This is a genomic window from Candidatus Mycobacterium methanotrophicum (assembly GCF_023515995.1).
In the GTDB taxonomy this organism is placed as follows: Bacteria; Actinomycetota; Actinomycetes; order Mycobacteriales; family Mycobacteriaceae; genus Mycobacterium; species Mycobacterium methanotrophicum.
The window spans coordinates 4,671,939-4,690,267 of the sequence record NZ_CP097320.1; the positions used below are offsets into that span (position 1 = coordinate 4,671,939).

Consider the following 18,329-nt stretch of genomic DNA (forward strand, 5'->3'; position numbering starts at 1 on the left):
GCGCTCATCCGGCTTTGCGTTTGCCGATCCGGGTGGTGAGCCGACGGGCGTCGAAGGCTGCTTCCAGTTCTTTGCGGCCCTTTTCCGACGCGGCGTCATTCTTGACCTGATCCAGCAGGTCGCGGGTAAGGCACTCGGTCCCAGTTCGGACGGCACGTTGGCAGCCTCGGTTGATCAGCGTCATCAACGAGCCGATGTGCCCGGTGCTGCGGGCGAACAGATAATCCGACAGGTCGTCGGCGAGCATGCCGGGCTGCTTGTTGGCGAGCACGATCCGCTTCTCGATGGCCAACAGCATCTGCCGCCACTCGTGCCGGCCGTCATCGGCGTCAATGGTGAACGGGCGCATGTCGAGCTGGGTGGTGCGCCGCCCGGTCTGGGCGATCACCGCATCCTCGTAGGAGGATCCCTCGGAGAACAGTCCCCGCGCGGCCAGCCCGACGCCGATGAAGATCAACGTCACGGGGAACTCGTTGGCGATGTACTTGAAGTGGTTGCTGATCTCCACCCCGGAGGATTTGTGCCACCGCAGAAAATGGAGATCGTCGATGACCAAGACGCGCGTGGAACATGCCAGAACGTTGTCCAGCGCGCGGTGCGCGAAGTGCGCCGCGTTGCCGCGGGTGACTCCTGGGTGGGCGAAGAATGAGAGCATCGCCCGGTTGAAGTCGACCATCCCGGTGTTGCCGGTCAGCCCGACCCGGCATACCGGCCAGTGCTCATTCCCGGCGTCCGTCAACGAGCCGCGTGCTTTGATCTCGCGGCGGTGAAACCCCTTGGCGAACGCCAGCACCGAGGTGGTTTTCCCCAGGCCGGGGAACGCGTCGATCGCAATTGCGCCTTTGGCCTTGTCGCCGTCCTGGAGGTTGCTGTCGACGATGTCCCAGAGGTCCTCGTGCAACGCCTTCATTTGCGGGGTCTTGATCGGGCCGAGGTTGGCGTGCCATTCCCGGCGCTGCCGGTTGTAGTCCTCGAAGGCGTTCTCACCGAGCGCCTCGATTTCGTTGCGGGTCAACGGTTCCGGCGGGATCCGGGCGGGGGTGTTCACGAACCGCTGCCAACCCTCCTTGCGCGCCAACGTCAGGTTGTCCAACCGTGGGGGATGCTCGACGGGCACCTCGTCCGGCGTCATGCGTCCTCGAATGCGTCGGCGTAGAAGTCGTCCTCGTCGACGGCGTCGAGTTCGTCCTCGGCGTCGTCGTCACCGGTCTCAGGCTCGTCCTCTTCGACGGGTGCGGTGTCGATGGGGGTGGGTGCGGTGGCCATCGCCAAGACCCGTGCGACCGACGGCAGCCTGGCGACGGGGTCGTCGTCCTCGGCTGTGTCGAGGAGGGCGGCCTCACGGGACAGCCGCAGCGCCATGCGCCGCTCGGTCACCGAGGAACCGAGCCCCAGGTTCCACCGCTCCAGCAGGTCGGCTACTGCCAGCCGGTCGTCGGGATAGGTGTACTTCGAAGCCGCGAGTTTGCGGGCGAACTGCAGCGCGTCCTCGCTGAGCGGCATGTCCATCGACGCGGCGTGCTCCCACATCAGGGTGCTCCACGCTCGCGTCTCGGGGTCGCGGAAGTAGACGCGGGTCACGTCATCGGGATCATGATGAATGGGCCAGCGGCCCTTTGCCTTACCGATATAAGGGCTGGTCATGTTGCGGTACGGATTCAGCGAGGCGCCGTTGTAGCGGCGACCGCCGAAGTCGACCCCGTAGTGCTGAACCTTGCGCCACTCGGTCTTGAGGAACTCATACGCCAGATCAGGATCACGCGGTGCCTCGATGTAGCCGGCGCGGGCGATGCCGTGCTCGAACATCACCGCCGGCGACATCCGCAGACCGGGCACGTGCGGATCCACCAGACTGTCGTGGGGCCGGTGGTGGTAGACCACCGCCACCCATTCCCGGATGATGGCCTCCAACTCGTCGAGGTAGAAGAAGGCCTCCGCCTCGGGATCCAGCCCGCGGGAATGCACGTCCGGGCCCTTGTAGCCGGGCAGCGCCTGCAGCAGGTCCTCGCGGATGGTCCGGAAGAACCTCTCCACCGGCCCCTTATCCCTTCCCGTCCGCAACCGGGCCGGCTGGATCGAAATCCCCATCCGCTGGCACACACTCGTTAGGTGATCGGAGACGTAGATCTTGCCGTGGTCGATCACGATGGTTTCCGGGACGATCGCCGGCCCGACCGCGCCAACAAAAGATCCTTCAACCGCATCGACGTCGATCAGAACTGACCTCGGGATGCCGTGCTCGGGCCACACCGCGTGCGCCGGCCAATCCTTGCCCGCCGGCCGAGGCCGATACGCCTGATACAACACCGACGCGGCATCCACCGACTTCGTTGACACCGGCGTGACCCGGATCCCGGTGACACAGCGGGTGTACCAATCCATCCCGACCGTCAACTCCGCCTGAACCCACTGCAAGGTGAACGGATCCAACGCGAAAACGTCCAACCGCGTCGTATCCATCAATAGGTATTCGCCTGGCCGCGTCGGACGCAACTTCCCGTACACGCCATCGGGCCGCTCGGCGATATCGCGGTTCCTCTTCGTGCTCAACCGAAATGTTGGATACCTATTCTCAAGCTCGGCAAGAACGCGGAACGCCGTCGCACGCGAGGGCACCTCCACGACGCCCTCACCGAACCGCGCGACGACTCGTGCGCTGGTCCGCGTGATCACCATTGTCTGCGACGGGCGGGACTGCTCTTTGTGCTCCACCATCACTTCAATGGCGGTCTCGGTCCACCGCGGATCCACCGTCGCGCCGAGGCCAGCTGACCGCTTATCCCGCGTCGGCGCCAAACCTGCTTCACCGTTCTTCTGGAACTGTTGAACCCATCGCTCGATCGTGCGCAGACCAACACCGAGCTCGGCCGCCTTGCTGGCGTATCGCGTCGACAGGGGCACGTCGGCGCGGTATTCAGGTCGCGGCTCCTGTGGGAGTGCTAAATGCTCACTACCCGAACGGAACCCTGTCAGCACTTCGCGAACATGCGCGGCTCGCTCGGCGATATCCTGACGCTCCACGTCATTGAGCTGCGCGAGCACAACTCCGACTACCTCCGATGCGTCATCGCTGGACGGTCCCTCCGATTCGGGAATCACCCGCGTGCTATCCGAGACAAGCAGCTCCTTGAGGCAAGCCCGGGTGAAGGTCTGGGTCGAGGTCCCTTTGAATACGACGTCCATACCTGTCCGTCCGGTACGAATCTCGACGATCTCGACCAGTTCGCCGTCGTGAATGAGTCTCGTACCTACACCGATCCGTACCGCGGCAGATGTCATGCCGGCCTCCTCAACTCGGTTCCGACGCTCAACGGTTTGCTTAGGTCGATCACCAGTTCCTGGCGCCAGAGAAGGTGCAGTACAGCGGATCTGACACTTTGAGGGGACTCATTTGGTAAGCAGTTGAAAGCGTCTTTCAGAGACGCGCCATCCAGATTCCATGTTCGCAGTTGCGCCAATAGATGTGGGTGGAATAGCCAGTCGCGCCGGTAACCCGCCAGGAAGCGAACGTTCGCCAGCTCAACTCCCGGCGGCTCAGTCGCCACTTCGAAGCGCCAGCCGCGAGCCTCGACCACTGCCCGCGTCCATCCGAACGTGAAGGCCACTTTGGGGTCGGCCAGACGTCGAGCTGGCTTAACATCCACGATGACTGGACCCGTGTCCGTAATCAGCAGATAGTCCGGGATGTGCTTCCGGCGCTTCCGGTCCGCCGAGGCTTGAAGCAGAAATGGCTGGGCGACGATACCTCGTACACAAGTGTCGAAGTCGGCGAATAGCAAGCGCGCCAACTCAAGTCGTGATTCATAGATCACGTGGCGGCCAACTTTTCTCGACCAGTAAGTACCCGAGTAGTGTTTCTGGCCCCGACACCATCGAAAGGTCCGCCACGGGTCCGCGGCAGCGAGTTCGTCGATCCCGGCCGCAGTCCACTCCCGTGTGACCTCACTCAGGTCGTCAGCACGTCGGTAAGAGACAGAGGCAGTCGACGCCTCATCTCCACTGCGGCCCATGGCGATCACCTCGGCCCTGCAATCGGATCAGACTTCTGTCGGTGACCTGATCGTCACACAGCCGTCGGCGCAGCCCTGGCATTGAACAACCCGCGTGTCTCACGAACTTGGCGGAGCCGCCACCGCTCCGCCATCACTCGTGAGATTCCGCCACGGTTCGTGAGAACCTACACACAAAATCATCAGCGCGCCATGTTGGCGAAACGTGAGAGATGCAACTGGTGTGCGACGGTCACCGTCTTCGTTGGCCCGTTGCGGTGCTTGGCGATGATCAAGTCTGCCTCACCGCCGCGCGGGTCGTCACGCTCGAAGGCATCGGGGCGGTGCAGCAGGACAACCACATCCGAGTCCTGCTCTAAACTGTTATGTACTGAAATACCTTGTGCCACAAAGTTATTCGTATCGGGGACGGTTCCATCGTACACATCATGTCCGCCGATACTAGTGATCTCCACGACCTTGTCCCAGAACACATCGCTGGTCGCGAGATCGTGGAGCGATCGGTCTTGAAGAAGCGCTGCCACCGTGTGCAGCCGCTGCCGGCCGGGGGCGAATCGCCGCGTCGCGCCAGCGAATTGTGAGTTCAGCGTGACCGAGAGATTGCGATGAGTCCGGCCTTTGGCAACCAGTGCCTCTCCAATCTTGCCCCACACCTCTTTGGGTATCGAGTCGGCACCCGGGTGGCCGATGCGGGTGTTGAGCCTCGAAAGAACTTCGTGCGCGGACTTATTCCGCATGCCATGCATACCGATGCTTCGGAGGAACGCGGCCCGATTCTCTGCCCTATCGACGCACAGGTGCCAACAATCGCGGTACCCAGACTTCTGCACGCGTGCTATCCGGGAAAATATCCCCACCCGCAGCAGCAGCTGTGAGATGTCATCGACTAAGCGACGACTCGTCGACGCGTAATAGATCTGCGCATGGTCAATCGAGTCATTCCGCCGCACTGAACCATCCGTCGCCCATAGGTGGCGCAGGAACAATGCCACCTGGTCGTTCGGCAGCTTGAAAACCTGCTGCGGCACGAACTTTTCGTGGCTACGCAAACCAAACAGGCCGAGTTCGTCCAGCCATGCCGCGATCGGGTTACGTCGACGGTGTGTCAGGTGGTACGGCGCCGGCAGGCGCAGCGTCGTGACCCGTGCGGCCGAGTACTCGTCGCGGGCCGCGGCCACTGCGAAGTAGGCCGCCGAAATCGTCACCGCAACCACGTTGGCCTCAGCCACCGAGGCATATCGGATCGGCTGGTTCTTCACAAACGAGCCGTCGCCGATCACGCGCGCGAGCAGGACCACCTCTGAATCGGCCATCCGCTGCGTGTCGACCGGTTCCGGAACCCTCCGCGGCACCGCAAGGCGATCCCCCACCTGCAGCTGCTCCAACGGCATCCAGCCGTCGAGCGTCATAAACGGATGGTTTGCGGTCGCCTCAACCTCGCGCCCCGAGGCCAGCCGTAGCCGGAACACCTCCTTGCGACCACTCGGGAACACGTTCGTCATCGGCCGGGCCACCATCCGCAGCTGCTCGTCCAGCGACCACACCAGCGGGCGCTCGCCGGTCCGCAACAGTTCACCGAATGTCACCTCGGCGCCGGTGTCGGCCCGCAAGATGCGGGTATTCGCAGTGAGGCATCCGGATTCACGAAGGTCGGCCAACATCGGCTTCTTGTCGGTGCGCTGCTCGGGGCCGCGGTTGAGCTGGCTGATCGCGATGACCGGAACCGCGAGCTCCTTGGCCAAAAGCTTTAAGTTACGCGAGAACTCGGACACCTCCACCTGGCGCGATTCGTACTTCTTGCCGGAGGTCATCAGCTGGAGGTAGTCGACGACAACGAGCCGCAGATCGGCCCGTTGCCGCAGCCGACGGGCCTTCGCGCGAATCTCCATCATCGTCAGGTTCGGCGAGTCGTCGATATACAGCGGCGCCTCGCTGATTTCGCTCATCCGCCGCGCCAGCCGGGTCCAGTCGTCGTCGGTCATTCGGCCCGAACGCATATCGGCCAGTTTGATTTTCGCCTCGGCGGACAACAGCCGCATCACGATCTCGGACTTGCTCATCTCCAGCGAGAAGATGACGCTTGCCATCCGGTGTTTGATTGAGCAGGATCGCAGAAAATCCAGGGCCAGTGTCGAGTTGTGGGTCGGAATCATGCCGCGGCCGGCCAGGTACAGATGCGCGGCATTGTCCACCTGAACGCAGCGCACCGGAACGCTGCGCACCCGACACACTGCGTCCAGTTGCAGCACCGGCGCCATCAGCGTGGTGGCCCCGCGACGCTCCCCGTACCGCGCGATAGACCCGGCCGCGGCAATACTGTCGAGACCGCAACGCAGTTGCGCCGTGGTACGGACGCCATAACCGGTGGGCCACTGGTGAGCTGCGTCGGCGACAATCACTGTGCCGTCGGAGAATTCGATCTCGTAGCACGGCCGGCCGAGCATGACTTCCGTTGCGGCCACCACCCGGGTCGGCTTTCCGTCCGCGCCGAGCAGCACGTCGCCGACTGCGACATCACCCATGGTCGTCCACCCGTCCGGCGTCGGCAGCGGTGTATCCAGTGCCAGTGCCTTCCCGACCCCCGGCCGCGCCGCGACAATGATCATCTGCCCGGGATGCAGGCCGTTGGTCACCTCGTCGAGCTCGGTGAAACCAGTCGGCACTCCGCGGGAGATGCCGCCGTTGGAGGCGATCGCATCGATCTCGTCCATGGTCGGCTGCAGCAAGTCCTCCAACGGGACGAAGTCCTCGGAGAGCCGCCGGTCGGTGACGTCGTAGATTTCGGCCTGCGCCCGGTCCACCACCTCGGCGACATCAGCCCCCTCGGCGCCCGCGTAGCCGTACTGCACCACTCGGGTGCCGGCTTCCACCAATCGGCGCAGCAGCGCCTTCTCGGCGACGATGTCGGCGTAGTAACCGGCGTTGGCCGCCGTCGGCACCATCGAGATCAACGTGTGCAGATACGGCGCGCCGCCGACCCGGCGCAGCAGCCCGCGTCGGTCCAGCTCGGCGGCAACCGTCACCGCGTCGGCCGGCTCCCCTCGCCCATAGAGGTCCAGGATCGCGTCGTAGACGTTCTGATGCGCCGGACGGTAGAAGTCGCCGGGCCGTATCTTTTCCAGCACGTCGGCGATGGCGTCCTTGGAGAGCAGCATCCCGCCCAGCACCGACTGCTCGGCGGCGAGGTCCTGCGGTGGCTGGCGGCCGAAATCCTCGCTGGGCGTGCCCATGCCGGCGTGGCCGAGATCGTCGACGACTGCCATAGCCTCCCCGCCACCTCCTCCGGCATGATGTTCGAACGCGCATTCGACACACGCAGCTTGACGTTAAGTCACACCACCGACACCGCCTACTCAGCCCGGCTGGCCGAAACCTCCTCACGCCGCTTCCGGCCCGCATCGTCGTCGGCCCGAAACCACCGACGTCACCCCGCGACGGGTCGACGCTAAGGGTTGCTGGCGAGTACTCCAAACGCACTTGTTCATAGACCTGTGCATCGTGTGCGCATATCTGTGCGCGACCGTGTTGAGGGGCTGTGGAGAACTTGTGGAGCAATTCGCGGCGGTGCCACATCACTGCAGATAAGCGCACCACACCACCGCGCCGTTTCTGTGGATGGGATTCTCTTCGGCGTGTCGGGCGGGTTGCCACTCCGGGCGTGTTGCGTTTCAGTCGATGACTGGCCGCGTTAACGGACGGTTACGTTCGCTGGCAGACGCGTTCGCGGGTGAGTTCGTCAGCTTGGGCGGCAGCACCGAAACCCCGGTGGCCGCGCGCGAGCGCCTCCACCGGGGTACGGCAGTCAGCCTTAATTCTCGGCGACGACCTCAAGTGCGATCTCGACGTCGACTTCCGGGTGCGCATGCAGCGTGACCGAGTGGTTGCCGACCGCCTTGATGTGGCCCTTGGGCAACCGCACGATGCGCTTGTCGAGGTTGGGCCCGCCGGCTTTTTTGATCGCGCCGACGATGTCGGCGGGGGTCACCGATCCGAACAGCTTGCCGGAGTCGCCGGCAGTGCGCACGTGCAGCGCAACCGCGCCTAGGGCCTCGATCGCCGTCTTGATTTCGTTGGCGTGCTCAAGGTCTCGCACTTGCTTGGAATCGCGGGCCCGACGGATGTCGTCAACTTGCTTCTGCGCGCCGCGCGATGCGACAACGGCCATGCCGCGGGGCAGCAAGAAGTTGCGACCGTATCCGTCTTTGACTTCAACGGTATCGCCGACGGTACCGAGGTGATCGACGTCGGCGGTCAAAATGAGCTTCATCTGTTGTCAATTCCGTTCTGCGTGAGCTGTTTACCGCGCCGAGGACGTGAACGGCAGCAGCGCCACCTCACGAGCGTTCTTCACCGCGATCGCGATGTCACGCTGGTGCTGCACGCAGTTGCCGGTGACGCGACGCGCCCGGATCTTGCCGCGCTCGCTGATGTAGGTGCGCAGCAGCTGGGTGTCCTTGTAGTCGATCGCTTGGCCCTTTTTGGAGCAGAACACACACTTGCGCGTCTTGACCGGCTTTTCCGGCACCGGCCGCCGCTTGTTACTGGACTTGGCCATGTCTGTCTCTTTCGTCCTTATGGAGCAGAAGGGTGATTGAAAATTAGAACGGTGGTTCGTCGTCGCCGCCGCCGAACGAGCCGGAGGCCGGGGCGCTGCCCCATGGGTCGTCGCCGGTTCCGCCGGCTGCGCCGCCGGTCGGGGCCGCCGCCTGACGCTGGGCCCCGCCACCGGCGCCGAAGCCACCCCCGCCGCCGCCGCTGCGGCTGGCCTTGTTGACCTTCGCAGTGGCGTAGCGAAGCGACGGGCCGATCTCATCGACCTCCACCTCGACCACTGTGCGCTTCTCTCCCTCGCGGGTTTCAAACGACCGCTGCTTGAGCCGGCCTTGCACGATCACCCGCGAGCCGCGGGTGAGGCTTTCGGCCACGTTCTCGGCGGCCTCACGCCAGATGCTGCACCGCAAGAACAGCGCCTCGCCGTCCTTCCACTCCCCGCTCTGGCGGTCGTAGATCCGCGGTGTCGAGGCCACCGTGAAGTTCGCAACGGCGGCGCCTGACGGGGTGAACCGCAGCTCGGGGTCGGCGGTCAAGTTTCCGACGACGGTGATGGTGGTGTCACCAGCCACAGTGACCTCCTGGTCCTCGTGGTCCCGCCGCAGCGGGCGGGTGGGTGGTCAAGAGCATGCCGTCGCAGAGCCTACGCAACGGCTACGACGTGACGCGGTCATTCGCCAACAGGATCAGTCAGTGCTTGTCGGCGCGCATGACCTTGGTGCGCAACACCGACTCGTTCAGGCTGAGCTGACGGTCGAGTTCCGACACCGTCGCCGGCGCGGCCTTGAGATCGATCACCGCGTAGATGCCCTCGGCATGCTTGGCGATCTCGTACGCCAGCCGGCGCCTACCCCAGATGTCGACCTTGTCCACCGTGCCGCCGTCTTTACGGACGACGTTGAGAAATGTCTCCAACGACGGGGCAACGGTGCGCTCGTCGAGGGTGGGGTCAAGGATGACCATGATTTCGTATGGACGCATGGAAACCTCATCACCTCCTATGGTCGTGGTCGGCCACGGTCTTGTCCGTGGCAGGAGGGTCGCCTGCGTCGGCAACCGCCCCAGGCTACCGGACGGCTGGTGAGCTTGCGAAATCCGGCTCGGCGACGGCGCGGCTCCTAGCCGGGCGCAGGTGCGCAGGCAGCCAGCCGGGCGGCGCATCGGGTGCCCGGTCGAACACCCCGCCCGCAGGATCGTCGAGCCGTCTTCCCCAGCGCACCAGATCCTCCTCGGGCCGATAAATCTGGCGGACCACCAGCGCACACAGGCCCAGCACCGCGACGTCACGCAGCAGCACCGTGGCAGCGAACCACTGCTCGGGCAGTCCGCGGTTGGGCACGCTGTAGAGGTAGTACATCCGCGGTATCCACACCAGCGCGTCGATCGTCATCCACGCCAACAGGATTCGGCGGTGCGGCAACGCCAGCACGGCCAACGGCACCAGCCACAGTGAGAACTGTGGACTCCAGACCTTGTTGGTCAACAGAAACGCCGCCACGACCAGAAACGCCAGCTGCGCCACGCGTGGCCGCTGTGGAGCAGTCAGCGCGATGTAACCGATTGCGCCGCAGCATAATACGAACAGCGTCAAGACGACTTCGTTGAGTCTCTGCGGCGGCTGCCAGAAACCCAGGTGCGGATCGAAACCCTGCCAGCCGGTGAACGACTTGACGAGGTTGAACAATGAATCCATGTCATCGCCGCGGCGGGCGTTGAGCCGGAAAAACTCCGACCACCCTCGCGGGTAGAGCACCATCACCGGCAGGTTGACGGCCAGCCACGTCGCCACCGTCGCGGCCGCGGTGCGGGCCAGCGCAGCGAGCCGCCCGGTCCGGATGCCCAGCACCAGCAGCGGGCCCAACAACAACGCCGGATACAGCTTGGCCGCGACACCCAGGCCCAGCAGCACACCGGCCAGTATCGGCCGCCGCCGGGCCCACGCCAGCAAGCCGCCGACCGCCAACGCCGTTGCCAGCGCATCGAAATTCGTGAAACCCTGAAAGATCACCAGCGGAGACGCGCCGACCAGCGCCGCGTCCCACACCCGACGGCCCGCGAGCCCCGCCGTGGCCCACAACGTCGTCAGCCATGCCAACGCCAACCCGAGCGCCGAAATATCGAAGAAGACCACCACTTCGGCGATCACCGGCAGCTTCGCCACGCTGCTTAGCGTGGTGTAGGTCTTGGCCAACGCCATCGACACATACTGATACACCCCGGTCAGCACCGGATACTCCATGTAGCGCACCGCAGGCCGGCCGTCGTAGCGAACCTGTTGCTTGCCGTCGGGATCTTTTTCGACCCAGCTGGACTTGTACGGAAACTTACCCTGGCTCAACAACTCCGCGCCGTACAGCGGCACGGTGTCGGAGTAGCACAGCTCGTAATACGCCCGCTGGTTCTGCCAATTGGCAACGCGGGCATCGCCCGGCCCGGTCCCCGTGGTCTGCAAACACGGCGCTTTCGTCGACCAACCCAGCGCCAAAAACACCAGCGCCATCAACAACATCGCCCGCAGCGGGGTCAGGAATGCCGTGCGCCCGATCATCGCGTGCCGGCCCACCGGGCCACCGATGACGCCTGCGAGCGCCGCACCGAGAAAGTCGGTGCGGCTGGGGCAATCCCGGTGGTCGGCGGAGCGCAAATCCGCGGCCAACGGCCGCGGCGAAATGGTGGGGCGAGAAGTCCGATCGCCGATCACGGCGGCGGCGCGACAAGTCCGGGTGCGCCCGGCAGCGCCGGTGCCGGTCCCACCGGTCCCGCCGGCACTGTCGTGGGCGGCCCGATGGGGATCGTGATGCCGGGCGCCAGCTCAATTGTGGGCTGGATGACCGTCATCTGCGGCGGCGGCGGCGGCGCTACCGGCACCCCGGCGAAGCCACCGATTTCCCCTGGTTTGGCGAACGACTCGGTCGTGGTGCCCTTGAGCGCGCCGTCCATGGTGGCCTTCCAGATGTCGGCTGGCAGACCGGATCCATAGACCGGACCGCCCCACTTGGTGACCAGTGGCTTGTCGCCGCTGACGGTGCCCACCCACACCGCCGTCGACAGCGACGGGGTGTAGCCGACCATCCAGGCATCCTTGTCGGCGTCGGTGTCACCCAACTGTGTGGTGCCGGTCTTGGCCGCCGACGGCCGCCCGCCGGCCAACGCGTGACCGCGCGAATAGGCGGCGATCGGCTGCATCGCCGACGTGACGTTGTCCGCGACGTCCTTGCGGATCCGCTGTTCGCCGGACTTGGCGGAGTTGGCGGCGTCGAACAGCACCCGGCCCTCGGAGTTGACCACTTTCTGCACGAAATGCGGTCGGTGATAGACCCCCGATGCGGCCAACGTCGCGTACGCCGAAGCCATGTCGATCACCCGAGTCTGATACTGGCCTAACACGATTCCGTTGTTGGGCGGGCCGCCCTTGCCGTCCTCGCTCAGCGTGTGCGCGACACCGGGGAAGCTTTCGGCGATGCCGGACTTGTGCGCCGCGTCGGCGACGTCCTCCGGACCGTTTTTCAACTTCAGCATCAGCCGGTAGTAGGAGGTGTTCAGCGACCGCTTGAGCGCCTCGGCGATATTGCAGGTTCCGCAGCTTTCGCCTTCGACGTTGGAGATCTTGATGCCGTTGACCGTCAGCGCGGAGCTGTCCACCTGATAGCCCAGGCCGATGCCCTGCTCCAGCGCGGCGATCAACGCGAACACCTTGAACGACGACCCGGTCTGCAGGCCGGCTTGGGCGAAGTCGAACCCGTGCGCATCATCGCCGCCGTAATAGGCCTTCACGTCGCCGTTGTGCGGGTCGATGGACACGACCGCGGTGCGCATGTCGGGCGCTTGACCTTCCATGTACTTTGACACCGCATCCTCTGCGGCTTTTTGCGCTTGCGGATCGATGGTGGTGGTGACGTCCAGGCCCTGGGTGTTGAGCGTCTGCTCGTCGATGTCGAACAGCTCGAGCAGCTCTCTGGTGACCTGCCGTTCGATCAGCCCGTCGGGCCCGCTGACCCGGTATTGCGCGCGCGCCTTCTCGGGCGGCGCGGTCGGCGGAAACGCTTGGGCCGCGCGATCTCTCGGCGACAGCGCGCCGATGTCCACCATTCCGTCGAGCACCCAGTTCCAGCGCGCCTTAGCGCTGGGGAGGTCCACCGCGGGGTCAAGCGTCGACGGGCGCTGGATCAGCGCGGCAAGCAGGGCGCCGTCGGCGATGGTGAGCTGATTGACCGGTTTGTCGAAGTAGGCGTTGGACGCCGAGGAAATCCCGTAGGCGCCTCGACCGAAGTAAATGATATTGAGATAGGCCTGCAGCACATCGTCTTTGGACCACTCCCCCGACATCTTGGTCGCGATGACGAGTTCCTTGGCTTTGCGGATCAGCCCGCGCACCCCGGCACGCTGCGAGCCCACCAGCGCGTTCTTGACGTACTGCTGGGTGATCGTCGACCCGCCCTGGGTGTCGCCGCCGAAGATGTTGTTCTTGGCCGCCCGCGCGAAGCCGGTGAGCGAAAAGCCGGGGTTGGTGTAGAAGTTGCGGTCCTCGGCCGCGATCACCGCCTGGCGCACGTGCACCGGCACCTGGTCGATGCCAACGTCCTCGCGATTGCCTTCCGGCGGAACGATTTTGGCTAGCTCTGAGCCGTCACTGGCCAGGATTGTCGACACCTGATTGGTGCGGATGTCGCCGGGTTTGGGGATGTCGACGATGAAGTAGGCCATCGCGAAGGTGACGATCGGCAACAGCAGCAGGACCGCGGCGCCGACGTAGAGGCCGCGACGCACCCACAGCCAGTTGACGCGGTGGATCCAGCCCCAGTCCGGCGATGGCAGCGTCCGCCGCCGGGCGCCGAGCGGACCGGGCGGCCGGCCGCCGCCCCCGCCGGAGGGCTGGCCGTGATGCGGCGGCGGCCTGCCGTCCAAGGCGGCCGCAGCTAACTCCAGCGGGTCGAACCGACCCGCTGCTTCGGTCGGCTGGCGACTGTCCAAAGCGGCCTTGACCGCCTCGATCGGATCGCGCTCGTCGCGGACCGGAGGCAGGATCGCGGTCAACCGGTCGTCGGGGGGAAGCGATGGGCGCCGTCGGGCTGGTGAGTGCTTGGGCCCGCCGTCGGCCCCCGTCCGGCTCGGGTTTCCGGTGGCCGAGTGGTCTTGCTGCGCTTCGTTATTCACTGGCCGTGCGGGCGCCGTTACGTGCTGCCCGAGTGCCCTTGGGAGGGCGCGCCGCGCCGAGCACGTACGACTTGACCAAGTGATTCCAACTGCAGGTCCGGCATACCTCCACCACGTGCACGGAGAACTCGTCGAAACGCGAGGCCAGCGTTACCAGCTCTTCGGCTGTGCGGGCCGACCCGGAAACCGGGCCGAGGTGGTCGCCGAAAACCCACGACACCAGGGTGAGCTGCTCTTTGCGGCAGATGGGGCACATCACCGCGCTGAGCTTGCCGTGGAACTTCGCTGCGCGCAGCAAGTACGGATTGGCGTCGCACACATCGGAGACGCCGGTTCGCCCCGAATACACCTCGGTCAGCAGGGAGCGCCGCCGAAGCGCGTAATCGACCACCTGTCGCTGCAATCGCACGATGACCAGAGTACGTCCGAAGCACCGATGCCGAGAGCTGGCCCGGCCACACCGTATGCCGCAGGCGCCGCGGCCGCTTCTGCCGTCCTCGCGCGTTGAGCAGGACCGTCGCCTCCCCGCTGAGCACCGCAGTCGCGGCCCCTGTCCGCGGGCGTGCCACGGTGCGCCGTGGTCTGCCGCGGGATGAGGCCGGCCAGGATCAGGTGCCGTGCGCGCCTTTGGACCAGGCGGTGGTGTCGGCTGGGCCAAGATCGGCTGAACAGTGCCCGAACGCCTACTTGACACCAACTGGAGTGGTGGCCGAATATATCGGGGCGATACTATGACGCGAGAGGTCGAAACGTCGTAACAGCCAGAGCAAACCAGGGCAAAGGAGGTGGCTCGATGCTGGAGCTCGCCATCCTGGGACTCTTGCTCGAGTCACCCATGCACGGCTACGAGCTGCGCAAACGGCTGACCGGCCTGCTGGGAGCCTTCCGGGCGTTTTCCTACGGTTCGCTTTACCCCGCCCTGCGGCGGATGCAGGCAGACGGGTTGATCGCCGAGAACGCCGCCCCCGCCGGGACGCCGGTGCGGCGCGCTCGGCGCGTCTACGAATTGACCGATGCCGGCCGCAACCGCTTCACCAAGCTGGTGGCCGACACCGGTCCGCACAACTACACCGATGACGGCTTCGGTGTGCACCTGGCTTTCTTCAACCGCACTCCCGCCGAGGCGCGGATGCGGATCCTTGAGGGCCGCCGTCGCCAGGTGGAAGAACGTCGGGAGGGCCTGCGCGAAGCAATTGCGCGGGCCAGTAACTCGCTCGACCGCTATACCCGTCAGTTGCACCAACTCGGGCTGGAGTCGAGCGAACGCGAGGTCAATTGGCTCAACGAGCTGATCGCGGCCGAGCGGCTAGCGCAACGAGGCGCCGAGCAGGCATAGCGCCGAGTAGTCCACCACATCACCACACAGATAAGAGCTAAGGAGAACGCCGCATGAGTGAGCATGAGGCACGACAGGCGCCTGGGGCGCAGCCCGAAATCCGGGTCGCCATTGTCGGTGTCGGCAACTGCGCGTCCTCGCTGGTTCAGGGCGTGCAGTACTACTACGACGCCGACGAGAACAGCACCGTGCCCGGCTTGATGCACGTGAAGTTCGGCCAGTACCACGTCCGCGACGTCAAGTTCGTCGCCGCGTTCGACGTGGACGCCAAGAAGGTCGGCTTCGATTTGTCCGAGGCGATTTTCGCGTCGGAGAACAACACCATCAAGATCGCCGACGTGCCGCCCACCAACGTGACGGTGCAGCGCGGCCCGACGCTGGACGGCATCGGCAAGTACTACGCCGACACCATCGACGTGTCGGACGCCGAGGCCGTCGACGTGGTGAAGGTGCTCCGCGACGCCGAGGTCGACGTGCTGGTCTCCTACCTGCCGGTGGGCTCGGAAGAGGCCGACAAGTTCTACGCCCAGTGCGCGATCGACGCCGGGGTGGCCTTCGTCAACGCACTGCCGGTGTTCATCGCCTCCGACCCGGTGTGGGCGGCCAAGTTCGCCGACGCCGGCGTCCCGATCGTCGGTGACGACATCAAGAGCCAGGTCGGCGCGACCATCACCCACCGCGTGATGGCCAAGCTGTTCGAGGACCGCGGCGTGCAGCTGGACCGCACCATGCAGCTCAATGTCGGTGGCAACATGGACTTCCTGAACATGCTCGAACGCGAGCGGCTGGAGTCGAAAAAGATCTCCAAGACCCGGGCCGTCACGTCGAACCTGCAGCGAGAGTTCAAAACCAAGGACGTCCACATCGGCCCGTCCGACCACGTCAGCTGGCTCGACGACCGCAAGTGGGCGTACGTCCGGCTGGAAGGCCGAGCGTTCGGCGACGTGCCGTTGAACCTGGAGTACAAGCTTGAGGTGTGGGACTCACCGAACTCGGCCGGCGTCATCATCGACGCCGTCCGGGCGGCCAAGACCGCCCAAGACCGCGGCGTCGGCGGACCGGTGATCCCGGCGTCGGCGTATCTGATGAAGAGCCCGCCGCAGCAGCTGCCCGACGACGTCGCGCGCACCCAGCTCGAAGAGTTCATCATCGGCGGTTAGCTCGAGCGGTTGAATTCACGCCCGTCACACGAAATTCGGGTGTGCCAATGTGCCCGGCTCACAGCGACAACGCGGTGGCACCCGCCGGCTTCATCGGAGGCTGTCGCTCAGAGCCGGGCAAAAACCCCACACCTGATCTCTAGTGACTGGAGTGGTTTCGATTTCGTAGTGTCATGGTCGTGACGCAAATCTCCGACGGCGACCGGGCCGCGTGCAGCGGCTGCGCTGACCGGACGGCCGAGGTCATGCTGACCGAACTGGTTCGGCGTGGCGTGCTTTCACCGTCGGACAGGTCCGCAGCCGCGTTCTAACCGCCGGTACGTTCGCGGGTATGAACCTCACCGCCGCAAAGCTGCTTGCGCTGATCGCCACGATCGTGCTGACCTGCAGCCTGGCTTCGGTTCCGCTGGCCACCGCCGACACCAACCAGTGCGCGGCGTCCGGGGAGGACGGCGCGGTGAGGTTGCCGAGGAAACTGGCCGCCTCGCACCGCGCACGCAACGACAAGTACACGACCGCCACCGTCGAGCCGCTGAGTTCGGTGCACATCGGCGCGCTGGGGCTGCATACGCCCGGCACGCTGACCGTCGGCACCCTCACGCAGTCTCCCCCGACCAGTTGCATCAACCCCGCCGGGCACTACACCGGTTACGACAACGAGCTGCTGCGGGCCATCGCCGCAAAGCTGGGACTGAAGGTCGCCTTCGTCGGCACCGACTTCTTCGGGCTGCTCGCGCAGGTTGCGTCGCGGCGCTTCGACGTCGGCTCGGCGTCGATCATGGCCACCGAAGCGCGCCGGCGCACGGTCACCTTCACCAACGGCTACGACTTCGGCTACTTATCGCTGGTCGTGCCGTCCGGTTCGGCGATCGGCGGGTTCGACGACCTGGCCGCCGGGCAGCGGATCGGCGTCGTGCAGGGCACCGTCGAGGAGGCCTACGTCGTCGACGCCCTGCACTTGCAGCCGGTGAAGTTCCCCGACTTCACCACCGTCTACACCAGCGTGAAGACCCATCAGATCGACGCGTGGGTAGCGCCGGCGATGGAGGCGACCGACGTGATGCGGCCCGGCGATCCCGCCGCGATCGCCGGCTACACGTTCGGCCTGGGTAACTACGTGGCCTACGCGGTCGCTAAAGACAACCAGCCGTTGGTCGCTGCGCTGAACGCCGGCTTGGACGCCGTGATCGCCGACGGCACCTGGTCGAAGCTGTACACCGACTGGGTGCCGCGGGCGTTGCCGCCCGACTGGCATCCGGGCTCCAAGGCGGCGTTGACACCGCACCTGCCGGACTTCGCGGTGATCGCCGAACGCCACCACCGCGCGCCGGACGAAGCGGGCCCGCCCAAATCCACACTGGCCCAGTTGCGGGACTCGTTCTTCGACTGGAGCCTCTACCGGCAGACCATCCCGGTGCTGCTGAAGACGGGACTGCCCAACACGCTGATTCTGACCGTCAGCTCCAGCGTCATCGGCCTGGTTATCGGCATGGCGCTGGCGATCGCCGGTATTTCCCGTCTCCGCTGGCTGCGGTGGCCGGCGCGGGTGTACACCGACATTTTCCGCGGCCTGCCCGAAGTGGTGATCATCCTGCTGATCGGCCTGGGCATCGGGCCGCTCGTCGGCGGGCTGACCAACAGCAATCCCTACCCGCTGGGCATCGCCGCACTGGGGCTGACCGCGGCGGCCTATGTCGGCGAGATCTTGCGCTCCGGCATCCAAAGTGTCGAGCCCGGCCAGCTCGACGCCGCCCGGGCGCTGGGGCTGAGCTACCGCGCCTCGATGCAGCTGGTGGTGGTACCGCAAGGCATTCGCCGGGTGCTGCCCGCGCTGGTCAACCAGTTCATCGCGCTGCTGAAGGGCTCGGCGCTGGTGTACTTCCTGGGGCTTGTCGCCGGTCAACGCGAGCTGTTCGAGGTCGGCCGGGACTTCAACGCCCAGACCGGCAGCCTCTCACCGCTGGTGGCCGCGGGAATCTTCTACCTGATCTTGACTATCCCGCTGACCCATCTGGTGAACCACGTCGACCGCCGGCTTCGCCAGGGCCGGGCCGCGGCCGAGCCGGAGAACCCGCTCGACCGGATCGCCGCGACAACCAGCCAGGAGATGACGTGACG

The 18,329-nt window shown here is 65.4% G+C and carries 14 protein-coding genes; 3 read left to right on the forward strand and 11 right to left on the reverse strand.

The window, feature by feature from the left end:
- Positions 1 to 4: 4 nt before the first annotated feature.
- The 11 genes from M5I08_RS24370 to M5I08_RS24420 form a co-directional block, all read right to left on the reverse strand.
- Entirely contained in the window at positions 5 to 1,132 is a 1,128-nt protein-coding gene (locus tag M5I08_RS24370) for an ATP-binding protein (RefSeq protein ID WP_219067555.1), read from the reverse strand.
- Positions 1,129 to 3,279: a TnsB C-terminal domain-containing protein gene (locus M5I08_RS24375; protein WP_219067554.1), complete on the reverse strand. Its 2,151-nt coding sequence runs from the start codon at positions 3,277 to 3,279 to the stop codon at positions 1,129 to 1,131. Before M5I08_RS24375 ends, M5I08_RS24370 begins: the two co-directional genes overlap by 4 nt.
- Positions 3,276 to 3,950, reverse strand: coding sequence for a TnsA-like heteromeric transposase endonuclease subunit (locus tag M5I08_RS24380; protein ID WP_249763443.1), 675 nt, complete (start codon positions 3,948 to 3,950; stop codon positions 3,276 to 3,278). Before M5I08_RS24380 ends, M5I08_RS24375 begins: the two co-directional genes overlap by 4 nt.
- Positions 3,951 to 4,192: 242 nt before the next feature.
- A complete protein-coding gene (locus tag M5I08_RS24385; protein WP_219067553.1) occupies positions 4,193 to 7,273 on the reverse strand; it encodes a replicative DNA helicase in 3,081 nt (1,026 codons plus the stop codon).
- A gap of 545 nt (positions 7,274 to 7,818) precedes the next feature.
- A complete protein-coding gene (rplI, locus tag M5I08_RS24390; protein ID WP_219067552.1) occupies positions 7,819 to 8,277 on the reverse strand; it encodes a 50S ribosomal protein L9 in 459 nt (152 codons plus the stop codon).
- A 30-nt stretch (positions 8,278 to 8,307) separates the two neighbouring features.
- Complete coding sequence (gene rpsR / locus M5I08_RS24395; protein WP_219067551.1) at positions 8,308 to 8,565, reverse strand: 30S ribosomal protein S18; 258 nt, start codon at positions 8,563 to 8,565, stop codon at positions 8,308 to 8,310.
- A gap of 43 nt (positions 8,566 to 8,608) precedes the next feature.
- Positions 8,609 to 9,133, reverse strand: a complete 525-nt coding sequence (locus tag M5I08_RS24400; RefSeq protein WP_219067550.1) for a single-stranded DNA-binding protein — start codon at positions 9,131 to 9,133, stop codon at positions 8,609 to 8,611.
- 118 nt (positions 9,134 to 9,251) lie between these two features.
- Complete coding sequence (gene rpsF / locus M5I08_RS24405; protein WP_219067549.1) at positions 9,252 to 9,542, reverse strand: 30S ribosomal protein S6; 291 nt, start codon at positions 9,540 to 9,542, stop codon at positions 9,252 to 9,254.
- Positions 9,543 to 9,627: 85 nt separating this feature from the next.
- Complete coding sequence (locus M5I08_RS24410) at positions 9,628 to 11,262, reverse strand: glycosyltransferase family 87 protein (RefSeq protein WP_219067548.1); 1,635 nt, start codon at positions 11,260 to 11,262, stop codon at positions 9,628 to 9,630.
- The gene (locus M5I08_RS24415; RefSeq protein ID WP_219067547.1) at positions 11,259 to 13,715 is read right to left on the reverse strand and encodes a transglycosylase domain-containing protein; all 2,457 of its coding nucleotides are present in this window, start codon (positions 13,713 to 13,715) and stop codon (positions 11,259 to 11,261) included. The genes M5I08_RS24410 and M5I08_RS24415 overlap by 4 nt, the downstream gene beginning before the upstream one ends.
- Positions 13,708 to 14,124 (reverse strand): DUF5318 family protein, encoded by a 417-nt coding sequence (locus M5I08_RS24420; protein ID WP_219067546.1) that lies wholly within the window; start codon positions 14,122 to 14,124, stop codon positions 13,708 to 13,710. Before M5I08_RS24420 ends, M5I08_RS24415 begins: the two co-directional genes overlap by 8 nt.
- Positions 14,125 to 14,508: 384 nt before the next feature.
- On the opposite strand from M5I08_RS24420, the gene M5I08_RS24425 reads away from it, so the two are divergent.
- The 3 genes from M5I08_RS24425 (at position 14,509) to M5I08_RS24435 (ending at position 18,327) form a co-directional block, all read left to right on the forward strand.
- Entirely contained in the window at positions 14,509 to 15,051 is a 543-nt protein-coding gene (locus M5I08_RS24425) for a PadR family transcriptional regulator (protein ID WP_219067545.1), read from the forward strand.
- Between the two features lie 53 nt (positions 15,052 to 15,104).
- Positions 15,105 to 16,211, forward strand: coding sequence for an inositol-3-phosphate synthase (locus tag M5I08_RS24430; protein WP_219067544.1), 1,107 nt, complete (start codon positions 15,105 to 15,107; stop codon positions 16,209 to 16,211).
- Between the two features lie 331 nt (positions 16,212 to 16,542).
- On the forward strand, positions 16,543 to 18,327 hold the full coding sequence (locus M5I08_RS24435) for an ABC transporter substrate-binding protein/permease (RefSeq protein ID WP_219067543.1): 1,785 nt from the start codon (positions 16,543 to 16,545) through the stop codon (positions 18,325 to 18,327).
- Positions 18,328 to 18,329 lie beyond the last annotated feature (2 nt).